The sequence below is a fragment of the Aquibacillus sediminis genome, from assembly GCF_005870085.1.
Classification (GTDB): domain Bacteria; phylum Bacillota; class Bacilli; order Bacillales; family Amphibacillaceae; genus Aquibacillus_E; species Aquibacillus_E sediminis.
In genome coordinates, this window is record NZ_SZNM01000001.1 from 113,515 (window position 1) to 140,314 (window position 26,800).

At 36.8% G+C, this 26,800-nt stretch carries 23 protein-coding genes; all 23 read right to left on the reverse strand.

Going from position 1 to position 26,800, the window contains the following annotated elements:
* Window positions 1-15 precede the first annotated feature (15 nt).
* Entirely contained in the window at window positions 16-1,230 is a 1,215-nt protein-coding gene (locus tag FCI53_RS00515; protein WP_138414747.1) for a M16 family metallopeptidase, read from the reverse strand.
* Between the two features lie 34 nt (window positions 1,231-1,264).
* Window positions 1,265-2,212, reverse strand: coding sequence for a polysaccharide deacetylase family protein (locus tag FCI53_RS00520; RefSeq protein ID WP_138414749.1), 948 nt, complete (start codon window positions 2,210-2,212; stop codon window positions 1,265-1,267).
* 809 nt (window positions 2,213-3,021) lie between these two features.
* Complete coding sequence (locus FCI53_RS00525; RefSeq protein WP_138414751.1) at window positions 3,022-5,136, reverse strand: polyribonucleotide nucleotidyltransferase; 2,115 nt, start codon at window positions 5,134-5,136, stop codon at window positions 3,022-3,024.
* A gap of 187 nt (window positions 5,137-5,323) precedes the next feature.
* Entirely contained in the window at window positions 5,324-5,593 is a 270-nt protein-coding gene (gene rpsO / locus FCI53_RS00530; protein WP_138414753.1) for a 30S ribosomal protein S15, read from the reverse strand.
* A gap of 126 nt (window positions 5,594-5,719) precedes the next feature.
* A complete protein-coding gene (locus FCI53_RS21640) occupies window positions 5,720-6,661 on the reverse strand; it encodes a bifunctional riboflavin kinase/FAD synthetase (protein WP_210238477.1) in 942 nt (313 codons plus the stop codon).
* A gap of 18 nt (window positions 6,662-6,679) precedes the next feature.
* Window positions 6,680-7,588: a tRNA pseudouridine(55) synthase TruB gene (gene truB, locus FCI53_RS21645; RefSeq protein WP_210238478.1), complete on the reverse strand. Its 909-nt coding sequence runs from the start codon at window positions 7,586-7,588 to the stop codon at window positions 6,680-6,682.
* A 79-nt stretch (window positions 7,589-7,667) separates the two neighbouring features.
* The gene (rbfA, locus tag FCI53_RS00540; protein ID WP_138414755.1) at window positions 7,668-8,018 is read right to left on the reverse strand and encodes a 30S ribosome-binding factor RbfA; all 351 of its coding nucleotides are present in this window, start codon (window positions 8,016-8,018) and stop codon (window positions 7,668-7,670) included.
* Between the two features lie 61 nt (window positions 8,019-8,079).
* Window positions 8,080-8,358 carry a DUF503 domain-containing protein gene (locus tag FCI53_RS00545; RefSeq protein WP_138414756.1) on the reverse strand — a complete coding sequence of 93 codons (279 nt, stop codon included), beginning with the start codon at window positions 8,356-8,358 and terminating at the stop codon, window positions 8,080-8,082.
* Complete coding sequence (gene infB / locus FCI53_RS00550) at window positions 8,355-10,454, reverse strand: translation initiation factor IF-2 (protein ID WP_138414757.1); 2,100 nt, start codon at window positions 10,452-10,454, stop codon at window positions 8,355-8,357. The genes FCI53_RS00545 and infB overlap by 4 nt, the downstream gene beginning before the upstream one ends.
* Before the next feature lie 4 nt (window positions 10,455-10,458).
* A complete protein-coding gene (locus tag FCI53_RS00555; RefSeq protein WP_138414759.1) occupies window positions 10,459-10,773 on the reverse strand; it encodes a YlxQ family RNA-binding protein in 315 nt (104 codons plus the stop codon).
* Window positions 10,766-11,047, reverse strand: a complete 282-nt coding sequence (gene rnpM, locus FCI53_RS00560) for an RNase P modulator RnpM (RefSeq protein ID WP_138414761.1) — start codon at window positions 11,045-11,047, stop codon at window positions 10,766-10,768. Before rnpM ends, FCI53_RS00555 begins: the two co-directional genes overlap by 8 nt.
* Window positions 11,048-11,061: 14 nt before the next feature.
* Window positions 11,062-12,177, reverse strand: coding sequence for a transcription termination factor NusA (gene nusA, locus FCI53_RS00565; RefSeq protein ID WP_138414763.1), 1,116 nt, complete (start codon window positions 12,175-12,177; stop codon window positions 11,062-11,064).
* A 12-nt stretch (window positions 12,178-12,189) separates the two neighbouring features.
* Window positions 12,190-12,660, reverse strand: a complete 471-nt coding sequence (rimP, locus tag FCI53_RS00570; RefSeq protein WP_138414765.1) for a ribosome maturation factor RimP — start codon at window positions 12,658-12,660, stop codon at window positions 12,190-12,192.
* Window positions 12,661-13,034: 374 nt separating this feature from the next.
* A complete protein-coding gene (locus FCI53_RS00575; RefSeq protein WP_138414767.1) occupies window positions 13,035-17,327 on the reverse strand; it encodes a PolC-type DNA polymerase III in 4,293 nt (1,430 codons plus the stop codon).
* Between the two features lie 105 nt (window positions 17,328-17,432).
* On the reverse strand, window positions 17,433-19,136 hold the full coding sequence (locus tag FCI53_RS00580) for a proline--tRNA ligase (RefSeq protein ID WP_138414769.1): 1,704 nt from the start codon (window positions 19,134-19,136) through the stop codon (window positions 17,433-17,435).
* 78 nt (window positions 19,137-19,214) lie between these two features.
* Window positions 19,215-20,471, reverse strand: a complete 1,257-nt coding sequence (gene rseP / locus FCI53_RS00585; protein ID WP_138414770.1) for an RIP metalloprotease RseP — start codon at window positions 20,469-20,471, stop codon at window positions 19,215-19,217.
* Window positions 20,472-20,486: 15 nt separating this feature from the next.
* On the reverse strand, window positions 20,487-21,632 hold the full coding sequence (dxr, locus tag FCI53_RS00590) for a 1-deoxy-D-xylulose-5-phosphate reductoisomerase (RefSeq protein WP_138414772.1): 1,146 nt from the start codon (window positions 21,630-21,632) through the stop codon (window positions 20,487-20,489).
* A 27-nt stretch (window positions 21,633-21,659) separates the two neighbouring features.
* The gene (locus tag FCI53_RS00595; protein ID WP_138414775.1) at window positions 21,660-22,457 is read right to left on the reverse strand and encodes a phosphatidate cytidylyltransferase; all 798 of its coding nucleotides are present in this window, start codon (window positions 22,455-22,457) and stop codon (window positions 21,660-21,662) included.
* An 11-nt stretch (window positions 22,458-22,468) separates the two neighbouring features.
* Window positions 22,469-23,233, reverse strand: a complete 765-nt coding sequence (locus FCI53_RS00600; RefSeq protein ID WP_138414777.1) for an undecaprenyl pyrophosphate synthase — start codon at window positions 23,231-23,233, stop codon at window positions 22,469-22,471.
* Window positions 23,234-23,428: 195 nt separating this feature from the next.
* Window positions 23,429-23,986 (reverse strand): ribosome recycling factor, encoded by a 558-nt coding sequence (gene frr / locus FCI53_RS00605; protein WP_138414779.1) that lies wholly within the window; start codon window positions 23,984-23,986, stop codon window positions 23,429-23,431.
* 2 nt (window positions 23,987-23,988) lie between these two features.
* Window positions 23,989-24,711: a UMP kinase gene (gene pyrH, locus FCI53_RS00610; protein ID WP_138414781.1), complete on the reverse strand. Its 723-nt coding sequence runs from the start codon at window positions 24,709-24,711 to the stop codon at window positions 23,989-23,991.
* Between the two features lie 139 nt (window positions 24,712-24,850).
* The gene (gene tsf, locus FCI53_RS00615) at window positions 24,851-25,735 is read right to left on the reverse strand and encodes a translation elongation factor Ts (RefSeq protein WP_138414783.1); all 885 of its coding nucleotides are present in this window, start codon (window positions 25,733-25,735) and stop codon (window positions 24,851-24,853) included.
* A gap of 226 nt (window positions 25,736-25,961) precedes the next feature.
* Window positions 25,962-26,696, reverse strand: coding sequence for a 30S ribosomal protein S2 (gene rpsB / locus FCI53_RS00620; RefSeq protein ID WP_138414785.1), 735 nt, complete (start codon window positions 26,694-26,696; stop codon window positions 25,962-25,964).
* Window positions 26,697-26,800 lie beyond the last annotated feature (104 nt).

Genomic DNA, 26,800 nt, shown 5'->3' on the forward strand with positions numbered 1-26,800 from the left:
AACTCATCGGTTGCCCTATTTCGGTGATATTAATGCACTGGAATAAGAGCCATTAAACATTTGTTGAATTACTTTATATGTGGAACTGTGACTTACAGCATCTATTGCTTCTATCATCTCATCCAAAGTGCGATGTCGTTGTAATAACAGTTCATTTTTACCATTTCTGCTCATTCTACTATTGGTGCTCTCGAGACTTAGCATTAAACTACCCTTTAATTGTTCTTTACTATTTGTCAATTCCTTATCAGTTAAACCGTTTTTCATTAGATCATCAACGGTTTGCTCAATCGTTTCTTTTAACAATGGCAACTGGCTTTTGCCTGTACCAGCATAAATTGTTAACAGTCCATTATCTAAAAATGAGCTATGATAAGAAAACACAGAATACGCTAATCCACGCTGTTCGCGAACTTCTTGAAATAATCGTGAACTCATACTACCACCGAGAATATTGTTCATCACAACTAAACTATAAACATCCTGATCATCGATGGAAAGCCCATTATATCCAATACAAAGATGAGCCTGTTCTGTTTCTTTCTTACGTTGAATATGATCTGCTACAAACGTTGGTTTTTCATAACGATACCCTTCTTGATTTGTTTCAAATTCTCCAAAATATTGTTCTATTTCGCTAATAAAAGTGTCCTCCACATTACCAGCTACTGATATTACGATATTATTAGGTGTATAATTTTTGTTCATATAGTTTCGTAAATCATCTGGTGTGAACGACCGTAATATCTCCTCTGTTCCAAGTATCGGAAATGCTAATGGATGGTTTCCATAAGTAGCCTCTGACAATAAATCATGCACAATGTCATCTGGTGTATCCTCAGACATTTTTATTTCTTCTAGTACAACATTCTTTTCTCTTTCCATCTCTTGTTTATCAAACGCTGAATGAAAAAACATATCTGCAAGAATCTCTAATGCATATTCCTTATGTGTATCCAACACTTTTGCATAGAAACAAGTATACTCTTTTGAAGTAAAGGCATTTACTTGACCACCAATTGCATCAAATGCTTCTGCAATATCTCGTGCTGTTCGCTTTTCTGTCCCCTTAAAAAACATATGTTCCAAAAAGTGTGATATTCCATTGTTTTTACTATCTTCATTACGAGAACCTGTACGAATCCAAATACCCATCGTTACTGATCTAACCGCTGGAATGTCTTCAAGTACAATACGTAGGCCATTTTGACATGTATGTTTTTTTAACAAAGCACTTCCTCCTAATTAACGTCAATCATTCAGTTTATCTTTTCTCACTTAATAGTTTTTCTAATGATACAATTTTATACCCTTTTTGTTGGATGTTTAAAATTAATTCCTCAAGCCCTTGTTCGACCACATTTGTTGGATGCATGAGGATCATCGCACCTGGATGTAGATTATCCATAACTCGGTTAACCATAACAGAAGTGGAAGGTTTTTGCCAATCTATCGTATCAACAGACCATAAAATTGTTTCCATTTCAAGTTGAGAAGCCGTTTCAACTACTTGTTGATTAAAACTTCCACTCGGTGGTGCAAACCATTTAGGCTGTTCATCTGTAATCGCTTCTAATATATCATTGGTTCTTTCGATCTGTTCTGTATTTTGAGCAGTTGACAAACGTTTCATGTCTGGATGATTATAGGCATGATTTCCAATTGTATGCCCTTCTTCTTGAATCATTTTCACTAATTTTGTGTTATTACTTGCCCATTTTCCTTCGATAAAGAAATTAGCTTTTACATCATGCTTTTTTAAGGTATTTAACATACTTGGAATGTTATCTGTTCCCCATGCAACATTAATTAGAAAAGCTACCATTTGTTTATCAGGATGTCCTCGGTAAATTGGAGAAGGTGGTAAATCCTCTAACGATACTTCAGGCTCAACCTGTTCATATATTAATAAGGATTGATCGAATTCACCATTTTCACTCATCTTTTCATATGATTTTTCAATATTAATTTTAAGGCCATTTAAACCTGGCATCTTTTTCCATACATTATCTATTTTAGCATCTTGAGGAGGTTCCTCAAGTTCTTGACTCTTCTGTTTAATTTTATTATATATTTCTTCTTTATGTAAAACAGGTTCTGAAGGTTGCGAATAGGAATCCTCACTTTTAATTGCAAAAGGATTTAACTCTGGTTGAAATGCAATAGTAGCCAAAATGATAAATGCGATAAATTGAATTACTAAACGTTTCACACTATCCCCCCTCACATAAGCCTATGAAAAAATGGGACAAGGTAGAACGTTTCCCGTACAAATAATGATCATAATCCTTTCATTGAATAATGAAAGGTATTATGTCATAAAAAACATAAACTCCGACGTACATCGTAATTTCTGCAATTTTAAAAAGGTAAGTGCTAGACTTCCGCTGCGGAAATACACTACGCTTTCCATGGGTGGCTAATGAGCCTCCTTGAAAATAAAGCCCAATTTTCTGCGTGCGATGAGTCGCTGTCGAAGCCTTCCTTGTCCTCATTCGTCCCTCACTGCGGGGTCTCATCTAGGATACATTAAGGATTACAGGCTAAAACCGTCCTTGTCGGACAACGCCTGTATGACCCTTGCCGGGCCCTAGGAGAGTCCGTGTATTTCCTCCGCTATGGTGTGTGTATCGTAATATTTCATAGCCTTTTGCTTGATTATATGAACACAGAATCACTTTTCACATGGATAATACACCCAGACCAAGCTATTGCTTTAGGTATCTTATCTGACGTTAATAAGAAAACTACTACAGCGTAGGTAGAATACGGAGACTCCTTTGGGAACAGCGCGAGCCGAAGATCCACTTAGTAAAGTGGGCTTCTTTACGAAGTTAGCTGAGGCCGTGCCCATGGAAAGCGAACTATTCTACCGAAGCGATCATATAGCACTTAGTTTTAATCAGGAAAAAGTATAATTCACAAAAAAGAGTTACGTCGGTGTTTCTATCAACTATGAATAACCTTCTAATTTAAAAAAAGCCATAAAAAAAGAAACTGGCTTGCCAGCTTCTTACTTTTTTAGGACTTGGATTTTTCGCTTTTTTCCTTTTCTTCCTTTAATACAGCTTTTCTTGACAAGTTTACTCTTCCTTGTTTATCGATTTCTTTTACTTTAACCATAATTTTATCACCAATCGATACTACATCTTCGACTTTGCCAATTCTTTCCTCAGCTAACTCAGAAATGTGAACAAGCCCTTCTTTGCCTTTGTATAATTCAACAAAAGCGCCGAACTTTTCAATTCGTTTAACAGTACCTAGATACATTTCACCAGCTTGGACTTCACGAACTAAATCTTCAATGATTTTTTGAGCCTTTTTATTCATATCCATTTCTGTGGAGGAGATGAACACTTTACCATCTTGCTCAATATCAATTTTCACTCCAGTTTCTTCGATGATCTTATTGATTTGCTTACCACTTGGTCCAATAACATCACGAATTTTATCTGGGTTAACACTCATTGTTAAGATTTTCGGTGCATATTGAGATAGTTCCTCTTTTGGTTGACCGATCGTTTCAAGCATGTGATTTAAGATATGCATACGACCTTTTTGTGCTTGTGTTAATGCTTCTTCTAAAATCTCTTTTGAAAGTCCTTCGATCTTAATATCCATTTGTAGCGCTGTAACACCTTCAGAGGTACCAGCAACTTTAAAGTCCATATCACCTAAATGGTCTTCCATGCCTTGAATGTCACTTAAAATCGTGTAATCTTCTCCTGATTTCACTAGCCCCATTGCAATTCCAGCTACCGGTGATTTAATAGGTACACCTGCATCCATCATTGCCAATGTACTTGCACAAATACTTGCTTGTGAAGTAGAACCGTTTGATTCTAATACTTCTGAAACAAGACGGATTGTGTATGGAAACTCTTTTTCAGAAGGTACCACTTTTTCTAGTGCACGTTCACCTAATGCACCATGACCAATTTCTCTTCGGCCAGGACCTCTGATTGGGCCAGTTTCTCCAACACTGAATTGTGGGAAGTTATAATGGTGCATGAAACGCTTAGATTCTTCTAAGTCTAAACCATCTAGAATTTGCACATCACCAAGTGCTCCTAGTGTACATACGCTTAGTGCTTGCGTTTGACCTCTGGTAAACAACCCAGAACCGTGCGTTCTTGGTAACACACCAATGCGAGAAGATAGTGGACGGATCTCATCAATTTGACGTCCATCAGGTCTGACGTTTTCTTTTGTAATAAGTCGACGAACCTCTTCTTTAACAATCTTGTCAAGAACTCCCTTAACTTGGTTAATAGTCGATTCTTCTGCTTCCTCATATTCAGCAACAATCTGTTTCTTAACCGTTTCAATCGCTTCTTCACGTGCATGTTTTTCTTGCACTTGAATTGCTTGAACTAGATCCGCTTTTGCTTTAGTTTCTACTTCCGTGGTAATTGCTTCATCTAACTCAAACAAAGTAACTTCCATCTTCTCTTTTCCAACTTCAGCAATTATTTCTTCTTGGAATGCAACAAGTCTTTTGATTTCTTCATGCCCAAACATAATTGCTTCTAACATTACTTCTTCTGGAACCTCATCTGCCCCAGCCTCTACCATGTTAATCGCATCTTTCGTACCTGCAACGGTTAGGTGAATGTCACTCTTCTCTTCTTGTTCAATCGTTGGATTGATCACGAACTGTCCGTCCACTCTTCCAACAATAACCCCTGCAATTGGTCCTGCAAACGGAATATCTGAAATACCTAGTGCAAGAGATGAACCGATCATCGCTGCAATTTCAGATGGATTATTTTGGTCTACACTCATTACCGTACTGATGACTTGCACCTCATTACGATAGCCATCAGGAAACAATGGACGAATTGGACGGTCAATTAAACGTGACGTTAAAATTGCCTTTTCACTTGGACGTCCTTCTCGTTTAATGAAACCTCCAGGGATTTTACCAACAGCATAAAGTCGCTCTTCATAGTTCACTGTTAGTGGAAAAAACGGTAAATCTTTTGGTTCATTTGAGCCTGTTGCTGTAGCTAATACAGATGTATCACCATATTGAACCATGCAAGCTCCGTTTGCTTGCTTAGCCAATTCTCCAATTTCAACCGTAAATGGTTGACCAGCTATTTCGGTGGAGAATACTTTCTTTTCTTCTGCCATACTTCTTGTACTCCTCTCAAGGTAAATAATAAAAGAGTGCCCTTGTTTATGAGGATGTTCAAAAAAGCCAAGATTATGAAATGTTTAAACTAATTTTTAATTCTCAGCCGATTGATCCTCAAGGAAAAGCTCTATGTACCTATTTTTGTGTACAGAAAAAGCGGGAATACTCCCGCTTTTAAGTACATTAACGACGTAAACCAAGTTTTTTAATAAGTTCACGATAACGTGTTACGTCTTTTGCACGTAGGTAGTTTAATAAGTTACGACGTTTACCTACCATTTTTAATAGACCACGACGTGAGTGGTGATCTTTCTTGTGAACACGTAAGTGCTCGTTCAAGTTTGTAATTTCTTCCGTTAGGACAGCGATTTGTACCTCTGGAGATCCAGTGTCGGTATCATGAGTTTTGTACTCATTAATGATTTCATTTTTACGTTCTTGTGTGATTGCCATCCTGTTCACCTCCTATAATGTTTAAATCCCCATTCCCCTAGCAAGCGTCGGAGTACTTCGCATTGCCAAGCGGATGGTTTCCGTAATTAAGATTACAACTTTTTTTGTGAAAATGCAAGAGTAAATTTATTCTTCTTGTAAAACTGAGCGGATTTTTGTCTCATCCTCTTTTAATTGGGTTACTAATTCCTCAATTCCATTAAACTTTTTTTCTTCACGAATGAATTTTTTCCATTCTATTATTAATTCTTGCCCATATAAATCCCCTTTATAATCAAAAATATGAACTTCAATAGATGGTTTTTCGACATTTTCATGAAAAGTGGGTTTATAACCTAAATTCGCCATACCGGGATAAGTTTTTCCGTCAAATTTAACGACAACTGCATAGACCCCAACCTTAGGCAATAAATAGTTTGCCGATGGCCTTATATTTGCGGTTGGATAACCGATTGTACGCCCACGTTTGTCTCCTTCATTCACTACACCTCTCACTGTTAACGCCCGCCCCAGTAATTCAGTAACTTTATCAACTTGTCCATTTTCCATATATTCCCGAATTATTGTGGAGCTAATTTTCTGACCATTGTTTGTCTGTTTTTCAATAACAGTATATTGAAACCTACCTTTTGCATGATCAGCAATCGTTTCCATCGATCCCTTTCCTTTATGTCCATATGTGAAATCAAACCCAGCAACTAAATGCTTTATATTTAAATCAAGAATAAAGTGATCAATAAATTGTGCTGGAGCAACCTGTGATAGTGTTTCATTAAACGTTATCACATATAAGCGCTCGACACCAAGTGCTCTCAATATTTCTTGTTTCTCGACTAAGGGTGTAATATAGTTTACATGTTTGTTTTCCTGTTTTAATACTACAGATGGATGTGGAGAAAAAGTAATCACACTACTCTTAACATTGAGTTCCTTCGCTTTGTTCATTGCAGTTTGAATAACTTGCCTATGTCCTTGATGGATACCATCAAAAAAACCAATAGCAGCTACAGATGCCGGGATTTGATCTTTCGGTAATTGATGTGGATAACTTAATCTAATTGTTTCCACTATGTTCACCTACTTTCTTTATTCCATTTGAAACACTTTAACTGGTTTGATCAATTCGCTTTTGTTTGGATGATTTTGATAAATCGCTAATAAATGTCCATTATATTCCACTTTAAATGGATCGGTTTTTAGTGGTTGCTTCGGTACATGTAGTTTTTGTCCATGTAATACCTTTTCTTTCAAATTTGCATCTACTTGCCACGTATCAAGATGCTCTAATCCTTGAGAGATGGGGGAGAGCAACTGATTGTGCTTATCTAGTTCTGTTGCTTGTTCCACTTGAGCAAATGTATATGTATTTGCCTTATGAAAGGAGCCTGTTTGTGTTCGAACTAAATTAGACATATGAGCCGGGAAACCTAAAGCTTTTCCTATATCGACACATAATGTACGTATGTACGTTCCTTTTGAACAATTCACTTCAAACATAAATCTGTAATCTGTTTCACTTTTTCGCTCTACATCCGATAGTAGCGTTAGATGATGAATCACCACAGTACGCTGTGGGCGTTCAATTGTTTTCCCTTCTCTTGCATATTCATATAATTTTTTCCCATTCACTTTAACAGCTGAATACATAGGTGGTGTCTGGTCAATATTCCCAACAAAGTTTTGTAAAACTTGTTCAATATCTGATTTAGCCAATTGTTCACCTATCTCCTGCTGTTCTATTACGTTACCTTGTGCATCTTCTGTTTCCGTTGCTTTACCTATCGAAATTTCTGCAATATATGTTTTGGTTGTTTCCGTTAGATACGGTACAATTTTTGTTGCTTGTCCAATACAAATAGGTAGCACTCCCTCCACTTCGGGATCTAGTGTACCAGTATGTCCTACTTTTTTAGTCTTAAATAATTTTCTGATCTTGATTACACAGTCATGAGAAGTAAGTCCTTTTGGCTTCCATAAGGGTAGTATACCATCCATGTATGGATCCCTCCACCTGCTAATTTTCCTTAATAATAGACAAAACCCTTGTTAAAAACAAGGGTTTTGTCTAATTACTTCATTCGTTTGATTCATTTAACTCACGTAAAATATGCTCAATACGATTCCCTGTTTCAATCGCTTCATCAAATTCAAAAAACAATTCAGGAGTTTTTCTTAAACGAATTCGTTTACCAATTTCAGAGCGTATAAACCCTTTTGCTTTTGCAAGACCAATTAATGTATCTTGCTTTTGTTTATCTTCTCCAAGAACGGAAATAAAAACCTTTGCTTGTTGCAAGTCACCTGTAACCTCTACATCCGTTACGGTAACAAATCCAACACGAGGATCCTTAATTTTTCTTCCTATGATGTCCCCTAGTTCTTTTTTCATTTGCTCGCCAACTCGATTTGCTCTTATATCACTCATTAACGACCACCTCTTCTATATTTGAGGGAATGTTATATAAGTTTTCATACCAATGGAATCATTATAACCATTCCGTATTTGTCAATGTGCGTTCAAGTTCTGGAAAGGAATCCATCAAGTCTAGAGCTTGTTGGATCACCCTTTCAGATTGAACCTTACTACTTGAAATTGTCACTAAACCAAATTGCGTTCGTTGCCACAAGTCTTGATAAGCTATTTCACTTATAGCAATATTATAGTCATTTTGTATCCTTGTTATTATTCTTTTTATAACAGAACGTTTTTGTTTTAATGACTGTGCTTCATAAATAAAGCACTCTACTTCTACATACAAAATCATACAGGTTTAATTTCTTCCATTATATATGCTTCTAATATGTCGCCTTCTTTAATATCATTAAATTTCTCTATTGTGATACCACACTCATAGTTTGTAGCGACTTCTTTGGCATCATCCTTAAACCGTTTCAGTGTATCGATTTCGCCTTCATAGATGACAATTCCATCTCGAATCACACGGACTCCAGCATCACGAGTGATTTTACCTTCTGTTACATAGCTTCCTGCAATGGTCCCGATTCTAGAGACTTTAAATATTTCTCGTACTTCTGCTTGCCCAATAATTTTCTCTTGGTATTCAGGGTCAAGCATACCTTTCATTGCGGACTCAATTTCTTCTATTACTTTGTAAATAATACGGTGCAGCCTTACATCAACATCTTCAGTTTCTGCTGCTTTTTTCGCGTTTACATCAGGTCTGACATTGAAACCAATCACAATCGCATTGGAAGCAGATGCTAAAATAATATCTGATTCGGTAATCGCACCTACACCTGTATGAATAATATTTACTTTTACACCTTCGACATCAATTTTCTCAAGGGATGAGGCTAGTGCTTCAGCAGAACCTTGAACATCTGCTTTCACAATAAGATTAATATCTTTTACATCACCTTGTTTAATTTGTTCAAATAGATCATCTAGGCTAACTTTCGCTTTATCTCCGCGTTTTTCTTCAATTTGTTTTTGTTGACGTGCTTCACCAATTTGACGAGCTTTTTTCTCATCGTTGAACACGATAAACTGGTCCCCGGCTTGAGGCACTTCATTTAGCCCTGTAATCTCCACTGGTGTCGATGGACCAGCAGTTTGCACACGGCGACCCAAATCATTGACCATCGCACGTACGCGTCCAAATGTATTGCCAACGACAATCGGATCTTGAACTTTTAATGTACCGTTTTGTACAAGTAATGTTGCAACCGAACCACGGCCTTTGTCTAACTCAGCCTCAATAACCGTTCCGCTCGCATTACGGTTAGGATTCGCTTTTAATTCTTCCACTTCTGCAACTAGTTGAATCATTTCAATTAAATCATCAATTCCCTCATGTTTGATAGCAGAAAGATTAACAAAGATCGTACTACCACCCCAGTCTTCAGGAATTAATTCATGCTCTGTTAATTCCTGCATCACTCGGTCTGGATTTGCCCCTTCTTTATCCATTTTGTTCACCGCGACAATAATTGGAACCTCTGCAGCTTTGGCGTGGTTAATTGCTTCAACCGTTTGTGGCATAACCCCATCATCAGCCGCAACAACAAGTATTGCAATATCTGTGACTTGTGCACCACGTGAACGCATACTAGTAAAAGCAGCGTGCCCTGGTGTGTCTAAGAAAGTAAGCTTCTTATCATTCGCTTCGATTTGATAGGCACCGATATGCTGGGTAATCCCCCCAGCTTCACCTTCCGTCACTTTGGTGTGACGAATCGCATCAAGTAGTGTTGTTTTACCATGGTCAACGTGTCCCATAATGGTGATCACGGCTGGACGCTCTTCTAAATCTTCCTCATGATCTTCTTCAATGAAATTATCTAAATCTGTTTCATCAAGTTCTACTTTTTGTTCAACCTCGACACCGTATTCTTCACAAATAAGCTCGATGGAATCTGCATCAAGATCCTGGTTTTTTGTTGCCATCACACCAAGAAACATTAGCTTTTTAATAATTTCACTTGCATCTTTATTTAATTTTTCCGCAAGATCTCCAACGGTTAATGTTCCAGAATATGTTATTTTTGTTACCGCTTCTTGCTGCTTCGCTTGATTATTAGTTTGTTTTTTATCATTATTTTTCATATGTTTATTTCCCTTACCTTTTTGTGTTGTTTGTTGTTTTTTATTTGTTTTACTCTTGTTGTTCTTAGGTTGGGAATTTTTCTTATTATTATTAGTATTTGTTTGACCTTGATTATTCGATTTTGTATTCGAATGATTTGTATTAAATGCTTGGTCTAATTTTTCTCTTGTTTGATCTGAGATTGTTGACATATGATTAGATACTTCAATTTGTAATTCTTTTAACTTATTAATAACTTCCTTACTAGATACATTCTTTTCCTTTGCATATTCATAAACGCGCGTTTTACTCATACGTTCACCCCCGAATAGATTCATCGAGTAACGATGTAATTTTAGTGGCGAATCCTGTATCTAAGATAGCGACAGCAACACGACCTGTTTTTCCAATAGCTTGTGAAATCGTATCACGATCATCTACAATCCGTAAAGGAATTTGATAATAAGAACATTTATCAACTATTTTTTTTCTAGTCTGTGGTCCTGTATCACTAGCTAAAAGTACAAGTTTCGCCTTTCTTTTCTGAATATCGCGTATGATGGACTCCTCTCCCAATGTGCATTTTTTCGCACGGTACGCAAGCCCTATCAAATTCAGATAACCCTTACTCAATTTTCTTACCCTCTACAATCATTTGTAATTGTTCGTAAATTGAATCGTCAATTTGCGCATTTAGATGACGTTCCAATATTTTATTTCTTTGTGCAGATGCAATGACATCCGTACTTTTAGTTAAATAAGCCCCACGGCCATTTTTTTTCCCCGTTTCATCAACAAAGACTTCACCATCTTTGTTGCGTACCACGCGAATTAACTCCTGTTTCGGCATCATCTCTTGTGTAACCACACATTTTCGTAGTGGTATTTTTTTGTTTTTACGTGCCATTGTTTGTTTCCCCCTTATTCGAATAGATCTTCATCGACCTCAGAATAAGTGTCGTCACTAATTTCTTCCTCTGATGATTGGGTTAATAACCCCTCTTCACGTGCTTCAGATTCACTCTTAATATCAATTTTCCAACCTGTTAATTTTGCTGCAAGACGTGCATTTTGTCCTCTTTTTCCAATCGCAAGTGATAATTGATAATCTGGAACTATAACTGTTGTAGCTTTTTCTTCTTCATCTACTAACACTTCGACAACTTTAGAAGGGCTTAATGCATTGGAAACATACACAACTGGATCCTCGGAGTACTCAACAATATCGATTTTCTCACCTTTTAATTCATCAACAATCGTTTGTACTCTTTGACCACGTTGGCCAACACAAGACCCTACAGGATCTACTTCTGGATTTTCTGCATGAACAGATATTTTTGAACGATCACCTGCTTCACGAGCTACCGACAATATTTCAACTGTTCCATCATAAATTTCTGGAACTTCCATTTCAAATAACCGTTTAAGTAACCCTGGATGTGTTCTTGAAATAAATATTTGTGGCCCTTTGTTCGTGCTTTCCACTTTTGTAACAAACACTTTAATGCGATCATGTACATGATACTCTTCATTTGGCATTTGTTCACTCTCAGGTAAACGTGCCTCTACCTTACCTAAATGTACATAAACAAATCGATTATCTTTCCGTTGAATAATACCAGTCATTACATCTTCTTCACGATCCACATATTCATTAAAGATAACACCCCGCTCTGCTTCACGCACACGTTGTGTTACAACTTGTTTTGCAGCTTGTGCCGCAATTCTACCAAAGTCTTTAGGCGTGACTTCTATTTCAATCACATCACCTAATTCATAATTAGGATTAATGGTATGTGCTTCGTCTAGAGAAATCTGTTGTTGAGTATCTTCGACTTCTTCTACCACATCTTTTCGAGCAAATACATGCATCGATCCAGATTCTTCATTTAAATCAACACGAACATTAGTTGCTGATTTAAAATTCTTTTTATAGGCAGAAATCAGTGCAGCCTCAAGGGCTTCCATAAGAATATCTTTATCAATTCCTTTTTCCTTCTCCAAATATTGAATCGCATCAAAAAGCTCACTGCTCACGTTTTTTCCCCCTTAATTAAAAGTTACTGCCAATCGGGCTTTTGCGATTTTCTGATATGGTATTTCGACGGTCTTTTTTCTTGTTTTTATTTTAATTTCTAACGTCACCATATCATTTTCAATAGCTTTTAACTCACCTTGAAACTCTTTCTCGCCATCGATCGGTTCATATAGTTTAACATGTATCGACTTCCCAATATTTTTCTGAAAGTCAGCTTGTTTTTTTAAAGGCCTCTCTGCACCTGGAGAGGAGACTTCAAGGAAATAGGGAAATGTAACAGGATCCTGTGCATCTAACTTCTCGCTTAATTGTTCGGATACTTGCCCACATTCCTCAATATCAACGCCGCCATCTTTATCGACAAAGACACGTAAAAACCAATTCTTTCCTTCTTTTTCAAATTCAATATCAACAAGTTCTAAATTCATATCTGTCAGTATTGGTTGGACTAACATTTCTGTCTGTTCAATTACTTTACTCAATCTATACCCTCCTTTATGAAGTTCCTCATAATAAATCTCCTGCACCTAGATTGAAGTTATTGATGTTAGTATATTCAATTAAATAGCTTTCATTTAGTAAAATGAACGGAACGTCATGAATTACAAACCCCTTGCCACAATCTATAGGCAAGGGGAAACAATTCAATCCTAATCCCATGGAAATTTCTTCTCTAGGGAGTCAAGTTTAAAGGAAATAAGTATGAAGAAAGAGTGGGGTGCCCCCACTCTTTCTTTCGAACGTATCATTGCTTACCACAAAAAATATACCACAAGTTCCAAAATATTGCAAGATTATGCTATTCTTAGGAATTGTTACAATGATCGACATTTCTTTCTGATTTGTTAACTATTTACTAAAACAATGATAACTGGTTCGCATCTGCCATTCCTTCTAAACATCCATGGTTGTCTAAATATTCAAGCACAGTCTTAGATATGCGACTACGTTCTCTTAGATCCTCTTTAGATAAAAATTCCCCTTCTTCTCTTGCTTTCACAATATTCAATGCTGCGTTTGTCCCTAAGCCATCCACCGCATTAAACGGAGGAATTAGTGTGTCCCCGTCCACAATAAAATCTGTCGCACTCGAGCGGTATAAATCCACTTTTTGGAACGAAAAGCCTCTTTCGTTCATTTCAAGGGCAATTTCCAATACTGTTGATAAACTTTTTTCTTTTGGTGAAGCGTCATATCCTTTTGCAGCAATTTCTTCAATTCTTTTCCGTATAGCATCCGATCCTTTTACCATTGTATCTAAATCGAAGTCACCTGCTCGCACTGAAAAGTAAGCAGCATAAAAGAATATTGGATAATGAACTTTAAAATAAGCAATCCGAATAGCCATCAAAACATATGCGGCTGCGTGAGCCTTTGGGAACATATATTTAATTTTTTTACACGATTCAATATACCAATCTGGTACACCATGTTTCTTCATTTCTACAATCCACTCATCTTGTAGACCTTTCCCTTTTCGAACAAATTCCATAATCTTAAAAGCTAAGGAAGCATCTAGTCCTTTGTGCAATAAATAGACCATAATATCATCACGACAACCGATAACATCTGGTAATTCACAAATCCCGTCATTAATAAGGTCCTGTGCATTGCCTAACCAAACGTCTGTGCCATGAGATAAACCCGAAATAATGACTAGCTCAGCAAATGTCTTTGGTTTGGTATCCTCTAGCATTTGTCTTACAAAATTGGTTCCAAATTCAGGAACTCCAAGTGTTCCTGTTTTACACATGATTTGATCTGAGGTAACTCCTAATACTTCAGGACCGGAGAATATTTTCATTACTTCTTCGTCATCTGTCGGAATTGTTTGTGGATCAATACCACTTAAATCTTGCAACATCCGAATAACGGTCGGATCATCATGTCCAAGAATATCTAGCTTTAATAAATTATCGTGAATCGAATGGAAATCAAAATGGGTTGTCTTCCATTCCGAATTCCGATCATCTGCAGGGTATTGAATTGGTGAAAAATCATAAATTTCTTTATCATCAGGTACAACAATAATCCCACCAGGGTGTTGTCCTGTTGTTCGCTTCACTCCTGTACAACCTTGCACAAGTCGATCGACTTCGACATTTTTTATTTGCATTTGATGATCACTAGCATATCCTTTGACAAAACCATAAGCGGTTTTTTCTGCGACAGTACCAATCGTTCCTGCACGGTATACTTTATCTTCACCAAACAATACTTTCGTATAGTGGTGTGCTCGCGGTTGATAAGCTCCAGAAAAGTTTAGATCAATATCGGGTACTTTATCCCCTTTAAATCCTAAGAACGTTTCAAACGGTATATCTTGTCCATCTTTTTTGAGACTTGTTCCACATTTTGGACAATCTCTGTCAGGCAAATCAAATCCACTTCCTACCGACCCATCATTAAAAAACTCATTGTATTGGCAATTCGGGCATACATAATGTGGTGGTAATGGATTAACTTCCGTGATTTCTGTGAAAGTGGCAATTAGTGACGAGCCTACTGAGCCACGTGAACCAACTAAATAACCATCATCTAATGATTTCTTTACCAGTTTCTGTGAAATTAAATAAATAACAGCAAAACCATGCCCAATAATACTTTCTAATTCTTTTTCCATTCGATTTACCACAAGTTCAGGTATAGGGTCTCCATACAAGTTTTTAGCGAAGTTATAACTTAAATCCCTGATTTCTTGATCAGCACCTTCAATATTTGGGGTGTAGAGATCTTCTTTTACAGGCTTAACATTTTCAATTTCTTCAGCAATTTTTTGTGTATTTGTCACAACAATTTCTTCTGCCTTTTCTGGTTTCAGAAAATGAAAACTCTCAATCATTTCATTTGTTGTACGGAAATGGACATCAGGCAATGTCTGCCTACTTAATGGATTTCCACTTTGCGATGATATTAGTATTTGGCGATACATTTTATCATGTGGTTCGATATAATGGGTGTTTCCTGTTGCCACACATGGTTTTCCAATCCGTTCCGCCATTTCGACTAAGTTTTTCAAAATATCATAAATTTGTGCTTCATTTTGCACAAGTTCTTTTTCAAGTAAATGGTAGTAATTAGATGGCGGTTGTACCTCGATATAATCATAAAAGTCAGCAACCTTCTCTGCTTCCTCTTGAGACTTTTGCATCATCGTTTCAAATACTTCGCCTTTATCACATCCAGAACCAACTAATATACCTTCACGAAAGGCTTGTAGTTTAGACCTTGGTATTCTAGGAACACGATAAAAGTAATCAATATGTGCGAGAGAAACAAGTTTATAAATATTTTTCAAACCAACTTCATTCTGTGCCAACAATGTTGCGTGGAATGGTCGTGAACGTTGGTACGCATTTCCTTCCCCCATATGTTTATTAAATTGATTATGGTTTGTTATATCATTCTTTGCTGCTTCTTTTACTAACTTCCATAATAAATAACCAGTAGCCTCTGCATCATAAATCGCGCGGTGATGCTGAGTTAGCTCAATATCTAATTTTTTACATAACGTATTTAAACGGTGATTTTTTAATTCTGGGTATAAATATCTTGCTAATTCTAACGTATCGATCACTGGATTACTGGCCTTTTCATAGTCAATTTTTTGGAAACCTTGATTGAGGAATCCCATGTCAAAACTTGCATTATGGGCTACCAAAATATCATTTCCCATCCATTCATGGAAATCCTTTAGTACTTGATCTACTTCAGGAGCATCTTTCACCATATCATCGGTAATTCCAGTTAAATCGATCGTTGTTTGCGACAATGGATGATGTGGATTGGCAAAGGATTCGAATCGATCAACAATATCGCCGCCTTTCACCTTCACCGCTGCAAGTTCAATGATCGTGTCATAAACAGCAGAGAGTCCAGTCGTTTCCACGTCAAACACTACATATGTTGCATCTTCTAACGAAACATCAGCTTCATTATAAGCAATAGGCACACCGTCATCGACAATATTCGCCTCTACCCCGTAGATAACCTTAATATCATGCTTCGTACCTGCCGCATATGCTTCAGGATAAGATTGAGCGACAGCATGATCTGTAATAGCGATGGCTGGATGCCCCCACTTAGCCGCTTGTTCTACTAGTTTAGAAGCTGATACAACGGCATCCATTTGACTCATTGTCGTATGGGCATGTAGTTCTACTCTTTTCTCTCCTTCTGGCGCTTCATCATGTCTGGTTTTAGGTGTGATTTCATTAATATCAGTTGTCATCATAGTTAATTCGTTTGTAAATGAGTCTGTTTGGATACTACCTCGAGCTTTTATCCACATTCCTGCTTTTATTTGTTGGAACTTTTCTGCGTCTTGGTCCCCTTTCGAGAACATTTTAATTGAAAACGAACTTGTATAATCCGTTGCTTTAATAATAAGCAAATGCCTTCCTGACCGTAGTTCTCTAACATCTACATCAAAAATATAACCTTGAATTACCATCCGACGTTCTTCTTCAAGAATCGTTTCCATCGCTACTGGTTCCTCTTTAATTGGATATCCAAGCATGATTGGACCGTCACTTTGGTTATCTGTCTTTTGTTTAGCACGTTCCTCTTTGTCTTTTACTGCCTGTTGAACCAGTTTTTGATCTTCTATTGCCTTCTGTTCACGGAACTTCTCGATTTCCGTTAGTTGCGTTTTTACATCAACTTCAAGTGTGAAGTTAGCAGCACCTACTTGATGGCAATACTGTTTAAATGCTGGTTCTAACCGTCTTTTAAGAGCACTTGCTTCTGCTTCATTTCTAGCTGTTAACATCAACTTATTCCCTTGAATACGGGGCTTTTGTTGATGAACAAGGTCCTTATACGCCGGGGACATATCCTTAACCGTTGTGATGAAGTTTTGCCAATAATCACAAATACCTTGTTCACTGAGTGTTTGATCATTTGTATACAATGTCCAATTAACAAGCGCAATGTGAGAAAAGTTTTCCTGTAATTTCATAGAAAATACACGATAAACTTGAGGTGGTAGTACTTTAGAAAGGTTAATATGAAAATGCCATTCTTTATTTTGGGTGAATACTTCAAGTTTTGCTAAAGCCCCATCTTCAAAATAGTCTTGAATGTATTCTTCTGGCATTTCTATTTGTTGAAGAAGTAATTTCAGTTTCTTGTTGTTGGATATATCCATACATGTTCCTCCCCGTAACCAGTCTCCATTAGTGGAGATTTTCCTCAATCTATTTTACTACTAATTAAAACCCTTGTCATCATTAATACGACAAGGGTTTATTTCCTATTTCTTCATCATTTTATTTATAGTCTCCATTATGTTTGACTCATGTACTTCTAATTGCTCTCCAGTTGAGCGGTGCTTAAATTCCACATACCCTTCACTAGCACGTTTGCCAACAGTAATTCGATACGGAATTCCTATTAAATCACTATCAGCAAATTTGACACCTGCTCGTTCTTTTCGATCGTCATATAACACTTCGATTCCTGATGTTTGTAACATCTGATATAACTTGTCCGCAAGTTGTGATTGTTCTTCCTTTTTGGCATTGATAGTCAATAGATGGACCTGGAATGGTGCAATCACATCTGGCCATGTAATCCCATTTTCATCATGGAATTGTTCTACAATTGCCGCAAGTACACGTGACACACCAATACCATAACAACCCATGATCATCGTCTTCGATTTACCTTGATCATCTAAATATAAAGCACCAAGTTGATCAGCATAAAAATCGCCCAACTTAAATACTTGTCCAATTTCAATACCTCTTGCAAACTTCACGACTCCTTGTCCGTCTGGAGAGGGGTCACCTTCTTGAATAAAACGCAAATCAGCATATTTGGCTACCGTGAAATCACGACCTGGATTTACATTAATAAAGTGATAGCCATCTTCATTCGCACCACAGGATGCATTCATAACATATTCTACAGCATGATCTGCTACAACTTCCACCTTATCACTGACACCAACTGGTCCTAATGAACCGAAGCCAGCTCCTAAAAGTTGTTTGGTTTCATGTTCAGTTGCTAACTCCACCATACTTGCTTGATAGAGATTTTTTAATTTTATATCATTCACTTCGTGATCGCCTCTTGTTACGACAAGCACTAACTTCTCATCTACTTTAAACATTAGCGCCTTAAGACCTTCACTAAGACTATGTTCCAAGTAGTCAGCAACTTCCTGCATTGTTTTTTGGTTAGGTGTTTCAACTTTTTCTATTTCTTTTAATGAAGTAGTAGGTTTTTCATAGTTTGGAGTTACTTCAGCCATTTCAATATTCGCAGCATAATCTGATGTATCGGAATAAGCGATCGTATCCTCACCAACATCAGAAAGCGCCATAAATTCATGGGTATCTTTCCCACCCATTGCACCTGAATCTGCAATAACAGGACGAAAGTCTAATCCACACCTATTAAATATTTTAGAGTAGGTGTCATACATGAGTTGGTAGGATTCATCTAAACTCTCATATGTTTCATGAAAGGAGTATGCATCTTTCATGACAAATTCACGTCCTCGTAATAAACCGAATCGAGGGCGTTGTTCGTCCCGATATTTTGTTTGAATTTGGTATAGGGTCAGTGGTAATTTTTTATAACTTTTCACTTCATCTTTCACTAGACTAGTGATTACTTCTTCATGTGTTGGTCCTAAAGCAAATTCTCTTTCATGGCGATCCTGCAGTCGCATCAGTTCAGGACCATAAACATCCCATCTACCTGTTTCTTTCCAAATCTCTGCTGGTTGTAAGGCAGGCATTAACATTTCATTTGCACCAGCTTGATCCATTTCTTCCCTTACGATCTCTTCTATTTTCCGCAACACTCGTTTTCCTAATGGTAAATAGCTATAGACACCAGAAGCAGTTTGTCGGATGAAACCTGCTCTGAGTAATAATTGATGACTTTTTATATCTGCTCCTGCAGGTACTTCCTTAAGTGTTGGTATAAGCGATTGACTTTGTTTCATCCTATATTCACTCCATATCTTTTAGTGCGTGTTTAAAAAGGAGGAAAGATCCTCTTTAAACTAATTTAACTAAGCCTTTTACAAAAATAGTCGTTGTATGTCATTCCATGTGACAACAATCATTAGTAACATCAGTAAAGCAAAACCTATAAAGTGAACCACACCTTCTTTTTGTGGATCAATTGGTTTCCCACGAACAGCCTCAACGCCAACAAACAGCAACCTACCACCGTCTAATGCTGGTAATGGTAATAGATTAATGATTCCTAAGTTAACACTTAATGCAGCAGTCCATGTCAAGAAATTCATAAACCCTGTTTTTACCACTTGGTCTGTTGCATCATAAATTCCAACAGGACCTGATAACATATCAATGGAAAACTGTCCTGTTACCAACATTCCTAAATTAGTAAGGATCAATTTACCCCAAAAATAAGTTTCTTCAATACTATACGGAATAGATTTTATTACTGATTTTTCTAGTTCAGCTGTTACGCCAACTTGGCCAATTTCCATATCTTGAGCTTCTACACTATTAGGTACCACTGCCAAATCAATTCTTTCGCCATTACGATTTACTGTCATTCCTAATTCCTCACCAGGATGATTTTGGACAATTTGTTGAAATTGTTCCCACTTATTTATTGGGGTACCTTCAATTTGTACCACTTCGTCACCTGATTGGAATCCTGCTTCCTGTGCAGGACTATCTTCCACTACATCACCGATTCGTGCAGTATCAGCTGGAATCCCATTTATAAACCCAAGTATTGCAAAAATAACAATGGTTAAAATAAAATTCATCATTGGACCCGCGAATAATTGCATCGCACGTTGTCCAATTGTTTTAGAAGCAAATTGTCTATCATAAGGAGCGATTTGTGTTTCTGTTTCATCCAGTACAAATACAGCCTGTCGATCAACATCAAAAGATAGTCTTTCATCTTCATCTACTTCATATCCCTCTATCCGTAACCGATGATCTAGGTCTGCGTATTCTACTTCAATCACGTGAGCATTGGGGTGTTTCGATTTATTATTCACTATTATTTTACTTACTTTACCATCTTCCGTAAATTCAAGTCCAATATGTTGTCCAGGTTTTAAATCAATAATCTCTGGATCTTCACCTGCAACTCGTACATATCCACCCATTGGGAGCAATCTAATGGTATATAATGTTTCATTTTTGGTAAAAGAAAAGACTTTGGGACCAAACCCAATTGCAAACTCACGTACAAGCATTCCTGCACGTTTAGCAAAAATAAAATGACCAAACTCATGAACAAACACGAGTAGACCAAACATTAAAATAAAGGCAATGATGGTATTCAAATTAGCACTCTCCTTTTAATTTAAATAGGAAATCACTTGCTGTCGTGTTTGTTGATCCAACGCTAAAATAGTTTCTAGGTCAGGTGACTTTATAACTTGATGCTCTTGCATAGCTCGTTGGATAAAATCCTCTATTTGTAAAAAGGATATCTTTTCTCTAAGAAATAGTTCGACAGCCATTTCATTTGCCGCGTTTAAAACAGTTGGCATGGTGCCACCTTTCCTGCCAGCATCATAAGCCATTTGAAGGCAAGGGAATCGTTCCATGTCCATTTCATTAAAATGAAGTTGTCCTATTTCCGATAAGTTTAATCGTTTTGTCTGTGAAAGGTCAAGTCGTGTTGGATAGGTAAGAGCATACTGAATGGGTACTTTCATATCTGGAGACCCTAACTGAGCAATAACACTTCGATCAATATATTCAACCATGGAATGGATAACACTTTCTTTATGTTGAATCACATCAATTTGGTCATAAGCAAGATCAAATAACCAATGCGCTTCAATTACTTCTAAACCTTTATTCATCATGGTAGCAGAATCAATTGTGATTTTTGCACCCATATTCCAATTTGGATGGTTTAACGCATCCTTTACGGTTACATTAGCAATTTCATCTCTAGTCTTGTCACGAAAGCTTCCACCAGAAGCTGTTAAAATAATTTTATGAATCGTTTTTTCGTGTTCACCGTTTAAACATTGAAAAATAGCGGAATGTTCACTATCAACCGGTAAAAGTGTAACATGATGCTTTCGAACTTCATCCATAACCAAATGTCCAGCCGTAACTAATGTTTCTTTATTCGCGATAGCAACCTGCTTGTGTTCACGAATTGCACTTAATGTAGCTTGTAAACCTACACTCCCCATCACGGCATTTACCAATACATCTGTATAACGATCTATACTTATGTCAACCATTCCCTCGTTCCCAACAATAATACGAGCACCATCCACACGATGCTGTAGTTTTTCCTTTGTTTCTTGATCTTGTACAACAATTTTTTTAGGCTTAAATTCCTGTATAATTGGGATAGCATGTTTGATGTTTCTCCCAAAAGCAATTGCATACAGTTTAAATTGTTCTGGATGTTGACGGATCACATCAACCGTTTGTAAACCTATTGACCCAGTAGCTCCTAACAATGCTATGTTTTTCATTTGTTTACGCTCCTATATCTATTCATCCTATGAAAAAAATTGAATAAAATGCAATAATGGAAATACAAACAGCCAACTATCAAAGCGATCTAAGATTCCACCATGCCCTGGTAAAATTTTCCCGGAATCTTTCACTTCGTAATGCCTTTTAAAAGCTGACTCAACAAGATCACCAATCTGTCCAAAAGCAGACGCTAAAATTGTCACAATTAAAACGACGAATGTCGAAGAGTGAACAGGTACAAAGCTATGAAAGATAATAGCTATGATACATGATAGAAGAATACCACCAACTGCACCTTCTATTGTTTTATTAGGACTTATTTCAGGCCATAACTTCCTTTTTCCAAAAGCTCGTCCAAAAAAATATGCTCCTGTATCTGTTGCTAATATAACTAATATCCCGTAAAAAATATAGATAAGGCCTTGGTCGGCATCTCTTGTTTGAATGAAATAAAAAAAACCAAGTCCTACATAAATAGCTGATAAAACGAAAAAACCTGCATCTTCAAAAGTAAATTTATTTTTTAGTAGTACAGTATAGGATAAGAGCAATAATACCACTAATAATGTGATCTCTACTTTTGTAAAATGAAAGTTTCCTATCATTATGTTGTCACTATAAGGGAAAAGTAAAGACCATAACAATAACAAGGTAATAATGGTAGGTACGGGATAAATGTTTTGCTTTCTCATCTTTAAAAGTTCTAATACGCCAATTGATCCAATTACATACATAATAAGATAAAAAGGCCAATTTCCATAAAATACGATTGGAAAAAACAAGGCAATGGCAATAATAGCAGTAATAATTCTTATTTTCATATTTTCACACCTTATATCGACCCGAAGCGACGTTTTCTATTTTGATAATCGAACAATGCTTCTTCAAACTTTTCTGCACTAAAATCTGGCCATAACACATCCGTAAACCAAAATTCTGAATAAGCAGCTTGCCATAATAAAAAGTTACTTAGACGTTGTTCACCACTAGTTCTTATCAATAAATCAGGATCACTTATATTTTTAGTATATAAGTAGTCTTCAAACAAACTTTCGTTAATATCATCAATCTGCAACTTTTGATCCTCAACATCCATTACTAATTGTTTCATTGCTTCGACCATTTCATACCTACTACCATAATTTAAGGCAAAATTTAGGATTAATCCAGTATTTCCTTTTGTTCGCTCTTTGGCATACTTAACTGCCTCTATTGTATGTTGTGGTAATTGACCATCATCGCCAATTGTACGAATTTGTACATTCTCTTTCATTAAATCTGGTAAATATGTATTTAAAAACTCCTTAGGAAGTTTCATAATAAAATCCACTTCCGACTTTGGACGTTTCCAATTTTCCGTTGAAAAGGCATAAAGTGTAAGCACTTTAATCTTATGTTTATTTGCAACCTTCACAATCGTCTTGACAGTATCCATTCCTTGTTTATGCCCTGCAACTCTTGGTAATCCACGTTTTTTAGCCCAACGACCATTTCCATCCATTATAATGGCTACGTGTTCGGGAATTTTACCATTTGGCAATAAGTTTAATTCCTTATCATTTTTTTTATTAAAAAAAGGAAGTCTAATCTTGGCCATACTAATCCTCCATATATAAGCCGATCATTTTGAATAGGTACACGAGCAAGTATAATACTTTTTCGCAAAAAGAAAAAGTCCCCTTTTCGTAATACTATTCAAAATGATGAGGAACAATTCTCTTTAACGTGCAAAAACCCCCTTTTGGTTAAGAGGGTCTCCATTCAAACTTATTATTATTTACATGGGAATACCTTATACTTCCATGATTTGTTGTTCTTTTTCTTCTGCAAGCTTATCGATCTGGTTAATATGATTATCTGTTTCTTTCTGCACATCATCTTGATAAGCCTTTAGATCATCTTTCGTAATATCGCCATTTTTTTCGTCTTTTTTCAGTTGATCATTAGAATCTCTACGAATATTTCTCACTTGAACTTTTGCTTCTTCAGCATATTTACCTACAACTTTAACTAAATCTTTACGACGTTCCTCTGTTAAAGCTGGAATGTTAATTCGAATAACATTCCCATCACTAGATGGAGACAAGCCTAAATCAGCTTTTTGAATCCCTTTTTCAATATCGTTTACAGCAGATTTATCGAATGGTGTAATCACTAACAAACGTGCTTCTGGTGCAGAGATGGTAGCTAACTGGTTTAATGGTGTTGTTGCGCCATAGTAATCAACGACAACACTGTCAAGGATCGAAGGTGTTGCTCTACCTGTCCTAACGGTTGCTAGTTGTTTAGAAAATGCTTGAACTGCTTGTGACATCTTTGAGCTTGTTTCTTTAATTAATTGATCAGACATGCTTATTTCCCCCTTATTAAAGTTCCAATTTTTTCGCCTGTTACTGCTCGTTTAATATTCCCTTCCTCTGTGATTGAGAACACAAGTAATGAAATATCATTATCCATACAAAGTGAGGACGCAGTTGAGTCCATCACGCCTAATCCTTCATTTAATACTTCTAAATAGGACAATTCTTCGTATTTAACAGCACTTTTATTAAGTTTCGGATCATCCGTATAAACACCATCAACGTTATTCTTTGCCATTAAAATAACATTTGCTTCTACTTCTGCAGCTCTTAATGCTGCAGTGGTATCTGTTGAGAAATATGGATTCCCAGTTCCCGCTGCAAAAATTACAACACGTTTCTTTTCTAAATGCCTAATTGCTTTTCTTCGAATATATGGTTCTGCAACTTGGCGCATCTCGATCGATGTTTGTACTCGAGTTGGGATTCCAACATTTTCCAAACTATCTTGTAATGCTAGTGAGTTCATTACAGTTGCTAGCATCCCCATATAATCAGCATTAGCGCGATCCATTCCCATCTCACTACCAACTTTACCACGCCAAATGTTACCTCCACCAACAACGACAGCTACTTCCACACCTAACTCAGCAACTTCTTTGACTTGGTGGGCAATGGATTGAATAACTTGAGGCTCAATCCCATATCCTTGATCACCACTTAATGCTTCTCCACTTAATTTTAACACAATTCTACGGTAGCGAGCAGTTGTCATAATTACCTCCAGTAAAATATGTAGTTAATTTTTCATAAGACTTACTTTTGACTTTGTAGCATGTTCGTACAAATTTTTAGTAAGTTCTTCTACCCCTATTTGAAAATAGGGAACACACTGTGTCCCCTTTTCAACTCAATTATTTTTTAACTTGGCTCATTACTTCTTCAGCAAAGTTATCTTCTCTTTTTTCCATTCCTTCACCTACTTGGTAACGTACAAAGCCTTTAACAGTAGCTCCTTTACTTTCTACTACTTGTTTAACCTTTTGGTCAGGGTCTTTAACGAAGCTTTGCTCTAACAAGCAGATTTCTTCGAAGAATTTGCTAAGACGACCTTCTACCATTTTTTCAACAATATGTTCTGGTTTGCCTTCGTTTAGTGCTTGTGTTTTTAAAACTTCGCGTTCTCTTTCAACTTCTTCTTCAGATACAGCGTCACGAGAAACATAACGAGGGTTTACAGCTGCAATATGCATCGCAACATCTTTAGCTGCTGCTTCATCTGTCGTACCTTCTAATAGAACTAGTGAACCGATGCTACCACCCATATGGATATATGGACCAAATGCATCATTATCTGATTTCTCCATGATTGTGAAACGACGAAGAGATAATTTCTCACCGATTTTCGCAATATTAGAATTGATATACTCTTCTAATGTTTCTCCATCACCATGAAGATTTTGTTTCAATGCATCTTCAACAGATTCAGGTTTTTGACTTACTAAGTGCTTACCTAATTCACTTAAAAGGTCTTTGAACTGGTCATTTTTTGTAACAAAGTCTGTTTCACAGTTCATTTCTAGTAGTACTGCTGTATTTCCTTCTACTTCCACATGTGTAGAACCTTCTGCAGCAATACGGTCTGCTTTTTTAGCCGCTTTTGAAATACCTTTTTCACGTAAGTAATCAACCGCTTTATCGATGTCACCATCTGTTTCTGTTAAAGCTTTTTTACAATCCATCATTCCAGCACCAGTTTTTTCACGAAGTTCTTTTACCATTTTTGCAGTTACTGCCATTTTCATTTCCTCCTTGTTTAAATCTAACCTATTATCATATGAATGGGATGTTGGTTCATGTATGTGTCAGTTCGTATCTATGTTATTTATTTCCGAATTGTGCCAACGTCATTCTTGTGTGGGTTAAATCTTACATTTTTTCATTGATTTAGGAAAAATATCCAACCTAAGATTCTTTAAAAAAGGTGATAAAAGGTTCCCCTCTTATCACCCTTTAAAACCTTTGTTACTCTTGTACGGTTTCAGTTGCTTGTTCTACTTCAGCCTCTTCTGTTACTTCTCCTTGTTTCGCTTCTAGGATAGCATCAGCCATTTTAGAAGTAAGAAGTTTCACAGCACGAATTGCATCATCATTCGCTGGGATCACATAATCGATCTCATCAGGATCACAGTTTGTATCAACAATTCCTACGATTGGAATATTTAATTTGTGTGCCTCAGCTACCGCAATACGCTCTTTACGCGGATCGATAATGAACATAACATCTGGTAATTTCTTCATATCTTCAATTCCACCAAGGAATTTAACTAGTCTTTCTTTCTCTTTAAGTAAGCCAACTACTTCTTTCTTTGGAAGAACATCAAATGTTCCATCTTCTTCCATACGCTTAATGTCTTTAAGACGATTAATACGTTTACGGATTGTTTCAAAGTTTGTTAGTGTACCACCTAACCAACGTTGGTTAACAAAGTACATACCTGAACGAATTGCTTCATCTTTAACAGATTCTTGTGCTTGTTTTTTAGTACCTACAAATAGAACAGTACCACCATCAGCAGCAACGTCCTTAATATAGTTGTACGCTTCATCAACCTTTTTCACTGTTTTTTGAAGGTCGATGATATAAATACCATTACGCTCTGTGAAGATATATTTCTTCATTTTTGGATTCCAGCGACGAGTTTGGTGTCCGAAATGCACACCAGCTTCAAGTAGCTGTTTCATTGAAATAACTGCCATTCTTTTTTCCTCCTATTTTTTGGTTTATCCTCCGTCTGCTTCATCTTTACGTAAGAACTAATCATTCGACTAGCACCTCTTACCTAATCCACAGGCGTGTGTGA

What these genes read in the sequence shown, in the direction of transcription:
- FCI53_RS00525 (WP_138414751.1), bottom strand. Translation starts at nt 5,136, where the DNA reads ATGGCAGAAGAAAAGAAAGTATTCTCCACCGAAATAGCTGGTCAACCA.
- rpsO (WP_138414753.1), bottom strand. Translation starts at nt 5,593, where the DNA reads ATGGCAATCACACAAGAACGTAAAAATGAAATCATTAATGAGTACAAA.
- truB (WP_210238478.1), bottom strand. Translation starts at nt 7,588, where the DNA reads ATGGATGGTATACTACCCTTATGGAAGCCAAAAGGACTTACTTCTCAT.
- rbfA (WP_138414755.1), bottom strand. Translation starts at nt 8,018, where the DNA reads ATGAGTGATATAAGAGCAAATCGAGTTGGCGAGCAAATGAAAAAAGAA.
- FCI53_RS00545 (WP_138414756.1), bottom strand. Translation starts at nt 8,358, where the DNA reads ATGATTTTGTATGTAGAAGTAGAGTGCTTTATTTATGAAGCACAGTCA.
- infB (WP_138414757.1), bottom strand. Translation starts at nt 10,454, where the DNA reads ATGAGTAAAACGCGCGTTTATGAATATGCAAAGGAAAAGAATGTATCT.
- rnpM (WP_138414761.1), bottom strand. Translation starts at nt 11,047, where the DNA reads ATGGCACGTAAAAACAAAAAAATACCACTACGAAAATGTGTGGTTACA.
- FCI53_RS00575 (WP_138414767.1), bottom strand. Translation starts at nt 17,327, where the DNA reads ATGGATATATCCAACAACAAGAAACTGAAATTACTTCTTCAACAAATA.
- FCI53_RS00580 (WP_138414769.1), bottom strand. Translation starts at nt 19,136, where the DNA reads ATGAAACAAAGTCAATCGCTTATACCAACACTTAAGGAAGTACCTGCA.
- dxr (WP_138414772.1), bottom strand. Translation starts at nt 21,632, where the DNA reads ATGAAAAACATAGCATTGTTAGGAGCTACTGGGTCAATAGGTTTACAA.
- FCI53_RS00595 (WP_138414775.1), bottom strand. Translation starts at nt 22,457, where the DNA reads ATGAAAATAAGAATTATTACTGCTATTATTGCCATTGCCTTGTTTTTT.
- FCI53_RS00600 (WP_138414777.1), bottom strand. Translation starts at nt 23,233, where the DNA reads ATGGCCAAGATTAGACTTCCTTTTTTTAATAAAAAAAATGATAAGGAA.
- frr (WP_138414779.1), bottom strand. Translation starts at nt 23,986, where the DNA reads ATGTCTGATCAATTAATTAAAGAAACAAGCTCAAAGATGTCACAAGCA.
- pyrH (WP_138414781.1), bottom strand. Translation starts at nt 24,711, where the DNA reads ATGACAACTGCTCGCTACCGTAGAATTGTGTTAAAATTAAGTGGAGAA.
- tsf (WP_138414783.1), bottom strand. Translation starts at nt 25,735, where the DNA reads ATGGCAGTAACTGCAAAAATGGTAAAAGAACTTCGTGAAAAAACTGGT.
- rpsB (WP_138414785.1), bottom strand. Translation starts at nt 26,696, where the DNA reads ATGGCAGTTATTTCAATGAAACAGCTACTTGAAGCTGGTGTGCATTTC.